Below are 3,796 nucleotides of genomic sequence, written 5' to 3'. Positions count from 1 at the left end.
TCCTGGGTCAGAATTCGGTGCAAATCAACAGGAGGAGTTTCCCAACAGTGAGGTTAGGAGTGATTCGCAGAAGAAGCGATTGACGAAACCATCTCTATCGTTCGGTCCTATCTCCGTTAGCCACCGCCAAGGTGGCGTCCGGTGAGGGAATTTAATTTAGGAGAAACGAAATCATGAAATCACGTGCAGCTGTTGCCTTCGGGCCCGGAAAGCCGCTGGAAATCGTCGAGATCGACGTTGAGCCGCCACGTAAAGGTGAGGTTCTCGTAAAGATCACGCACACGGGCGTTTGTCATACCGACGCCTTCACTCTGTCCGGCGATGATCCAGAAGGTGTGTTCCCGGCAGTGCTCGGCCATGAAGGCGCTGGGGTAGTGGTTAAGGTCGGTGAGGGCGTCACCAGCGTCAAGCCGGGGGACCACGTGATCCCGCTCTATACCGCTGAATGCGGCGAGTGCCTGTTCTGCAACTCCGGCAAAACCAACCTGTGCGTTGCTGTACGCGCTACCCAGGGCAATGGGTTGATGCCCGACGGTACGACTCGCTTCTCCTACAACGGACAGCCGCTTTTCCATTACATGGGCTGCTCGACCTTCAGCGAATACACGGTTGTCGCTGAGGTTTCGCTTGCGAAGATCAATCCGCAAGCCAACCACGAGCACGTCTGCCTGCTGGGTTGCGGCGTTACAACTGGCATTGGTGCCGTCCACAACACGGCCAAGGTGCAGCCGGGTGACTCGGTGGCAATCTTCGGCCTCGGCGGTATCGGGCTCGCGGTGATTCAGGGGGCACGTCAGGCCAAGGCTGGTCGCATCATCGCCATCGACACCAATCCAGCCAAGTTCGAACTGGCCCGTTCGTTCGGTGCAACCGATTGCCTGAACCCCAATGACTATGAGAAGCCGATTCAGCAGGTCCTCATCGAAATGACCGGCTGGGGTGTCGACCACACCTTCGAGTGCATCGGCAACGTCAACGTCATGCGTGCCGCCTTGGAAGCCGCTCACCGTGGTTGGGGGCAATCGATTGTCATCGGCGTCGCCGGTGCGGGGAAAGAAATCTCCACCCGACCGTTCCAGCTGGTTACCGGCCGTGTCTGGAAAGGCTCCGCCTTCGGGGGAGTCAAGGGACGTTCCCAGCTTCCCGGCATGGTGGAGGACGCAATGAAAGGCGAGATCGATCTCGCCCCCTTCGTCACCCACACCATGGGTCTCGAAGACATCAACAGGGCCTTCGACCTGATGCACGAGGGCAAGTCGATCCGCACGGTGATTCACTACTGAGAACCCATCGCATGGCGCGGCGTTATGCCGTGCCATCTCAAGCTAACCCAAAGAGAGGGCTATCATGAGCGCGATCCATATCCATCCGTCGGTGGATAACGGTATTCGTCCGGAACAGCCGGCTTCGCCGGCGGCACGCTTCAATGCCTGTGTTCCACAAACAAGGTAGAAGTGGCAGTCGGCGCCCAGACGCTGCATAACCATGCTACGGAACTCGGCGTCGAACAGGTAGTGGCTGACCATGGTGCTGAACCTGGCGTTGACGTCGCGCAGCTTGCCACGTCGTACCCGATCGACCGCAGTCTTTATGTTGGCGTAGATCCCGCGCCGCGGGATACCGCCCCAGGCCACGAAGGTGTGGTGATGGGCATCGAACAGCATCTCGTGGGTCTGCAGCGGGTAGGCGCGCAGGAAGAAGGCCCGGCTGTGGCTGAGATTGAACTGGGCTACCTGCAGCTTGGTGCGCTCGCCGGCGATGACGGCCCAGTCCTCGCTCCAGTCGAACTGGAACGCTTCGCCCTCGGCAAAGCGCAGCGGAATGAAGGTGCTGCGGCTCGCCGACCGAGCTTGCTCTTGCGGTTCCTGGCGCCAGCGGCGCGCAAAAGCAGCGACCCGGTCATAGGAACCGGTGAATCCGAGTGCACACAGATCCATGTGAATCTGCTTCAGCGTGCGCCGCTGCTTGCGCGGCTTGTTGGCTTCGGTCTTGAGCCAGGTGGCGAGCTTGGCGGCATGGCCGTCCAGCTTGCTGGGGCTCTGCCGGGTCGGGTAGGCGGGTGCTGTGACGTCAGGGCGCAGGTAGCGCCTGACGGTGTTCCTGGAGATGCCCAGGCGCCTGGCGATCTCGCGCACTGAAATATCGTCACGAAGATGCCAGCGTCGAATGAATTCGGCGGCCCGGATTCGGTCATCGAGCGATTGGAATCCGCAGGCCAGCCTGGGCGTTCATTTTTCTCGCCGGCGGCACCAGTCCAGAGCATCCCGCTCCACATTCGCGAAAATTCGCAGGCATCTGTTTGGCGTGGTCGGCCATGCCAAGTGATCGATTATGTATCAAAAAATCTGTTAGCTTGGAATGTTTGTATCGTCTTTTTTGTCGAGAAATTCCTCGGAAGACCCGCCAATATCGGGGGAAAGCCCTTTCTTTGGCGTGCCGTGAGGCCGCATGTGCCCACTAAGGACCGCCCTGTCTGACATCATTTAAAGTGATTAATGTGATCAAAAAACTATATTAGAACTAATACCACAATCTCACTAAGCTCCTGTTCAACGTTGCATGTCCCCGGCGGATTCGCCTATCGGGGCCGACGCGCAGAACGGAGTCAGGAATGAGACAGAACGATGCTGGCAGCATGACCGGTACGACACTGGAGACAGCGGGAGCGGGCGTTCGCCCCGTGCCGCGTGGCATCTCCCCGTGCCGGCCCGCAATCCCCGCCAACCAGATGGTCCGTGCCCCCGCCATGCGGGAGGGCCGGTCATGAGCGACAAGCGCAGCCTGCCCGCCGCAGCAGCGGCCATCCACCTTGAATCCGCGGCGGCCGGCGTGGCCGCGCGCCAGCGTCACGTCGGCCGCTCGATGGAGCGGCTCGAGGACGCCGCAATCCTCACCGGCCGTGGCCGCTATGGCGACGACCTGGGCGTGAAGCCGGGCACCCTGCACGCCGCTATCTTGCGGTCCCCGCATGCGCATGCCGAACTCGGCACCATCGATGCCAGCGCGGCACTTGCCGCGCCGGGCGTGCATGGGGTGCTGACCGGCGCCGACCTGGCAGCCTGGTCGCGCCCCTTCGTGGCGGGGGTGAAGGCGCCGATGGAGCAATGGGCGCTGGCCATGGACCGAGTGCGCTATGTGGGCGAGGCAATCCCGATGTGCAAACAACTGACTCGAGAACCCGTCGCGGGAAAACCGCACACCGGGTTCGGAGGCAGGGGACGGCGCTCGCCGTTTCCTAGCGCGTTCATTTCATCTCTTTGGGGTCGCTAGGATTCATGGGTCTGGAGATATATAGGCCGGTAGCGGCGGAAGGCACGGCGCGCACCATCACCCCGGGCATTTCGGCATTCATGCTCGTATTGTCGGTCTGGCTGGGGTTCGCGCTCTGGGCCGGGTGGGACAGAGGCAGCGAATTACGCAGGATCCAGGCTGATGCCGACCGGCTTGCCTATACCCTCGGCCAGCACGTCGAGCGCACATTGATGGAGGCGGACCAACTGACCTCCCTGCTAGGCGGCGCCGTCATCGAACGAGGGCTGGACTTGCCGCTTGCCGAATGGACCCGCAACGGTCATCTCGGTGCCGAACCCTTCCTTCAAACCGCGATTCTGGACGAAAGTGGCGTCCTCAGGGCATCGACCAATCCGACATTCGAAGCGCTTGACCTAGTACAACATCCCGTAAATAGACTTAATAATTATCAGGCTGTAGGTACGGCTCCAGGAGCGTGACGACCAACTGGGCCATCTCGTCGAGCGAGCCTGCGCCTGGCAACGGCTCCCAACGCCCGCTATGG

2 protein-coding genes and 2 pseudogenes are annotated in these 3,796 nt (G+C 61.0%); 3 read left to right on the top strand and 1 reads right to left on the bottom strand.

Annotated elements, in window-relative coordinates:
- Positions 1 to 173 precede the first annotated feature (173 nt).
- Positions 174 to 1,283, top strand: a complete 1,110-nt coding sequence (locus CF70_RS24800) for an S-(hydroxymethyl)glutathione dehydrogenase/class III alcohol dehydrogenase (protein ID WP_035870913.1) — start codon at positions 174 to 176, stop codon at positions 1,281 to 1,283.
- Positions 1,284 to 1,493: 210 nt separating this feature from the next.
- Here CF70_RS24800 and istA read toward each other — a convergent pair.
- A pseudogene (gene istA, locus CF70_RS24795) lies at positions 1,494 to 2,186 on the bottom strand (IS21 family transposase); the annotation flags it as partial.
- Positions 2,187 to 2,763: 577 nt separating this feature from the next.
- Between istA and CF70_RS24790 the strand changes: the two are divergent.
- A pseudogene (locus CF70_RS24790) lies at positions 2,764 to 3,150 on the top strand (xanthine dehydrogenase family protein molybdopterin-binding subunit); the annotation flags it as partial.
- A gap of 125 nt (positions 3,151 to 3,275) precedes the next feature.
- Positions 3,276 to 3,731, top strand: coding sequence for a hypothetical protein (locus CF70_RS24785; protein ID WP_035870910.1), 456 nt, complete (start codon positions 3,276 to 3,278; stop codon positions 3,729 to 3,731).
- Positions 3,732 to 3,796 lie beyond the last annotated feature (65 nt).

Source organism: Cupriavidus sp. SK-3 (genome assembly GCF_000611145.1).
In the GTDB taxonomy this organism is placed as follows: Bacteria; Pseudomonadota; Gammaproteobacteria; order Burkholderiales; family Burkholderiaceae; genus Cupriavidus.
This window is presented reverse-complemented; position numbering and strand designations above follow the sequence as displayed.

Excerpts from the sequence above, each read along its gene's own strand:
- CF70_RS24800 (WP_035870913.1), top strand. The coding sequence starts at position 174 with ATGAAATCACGTGCAGCTGTTGCCTTCGGGCCCGGAAAGCCGCTGGAA.
- CF70_RS24785 (WP_035870910.1), top strand. The coding sequence starts at position 3,276 with ATGGGTCTGGAGATATATAGGCCGGTAGCGGCGGAAGGCACGGCGCGC.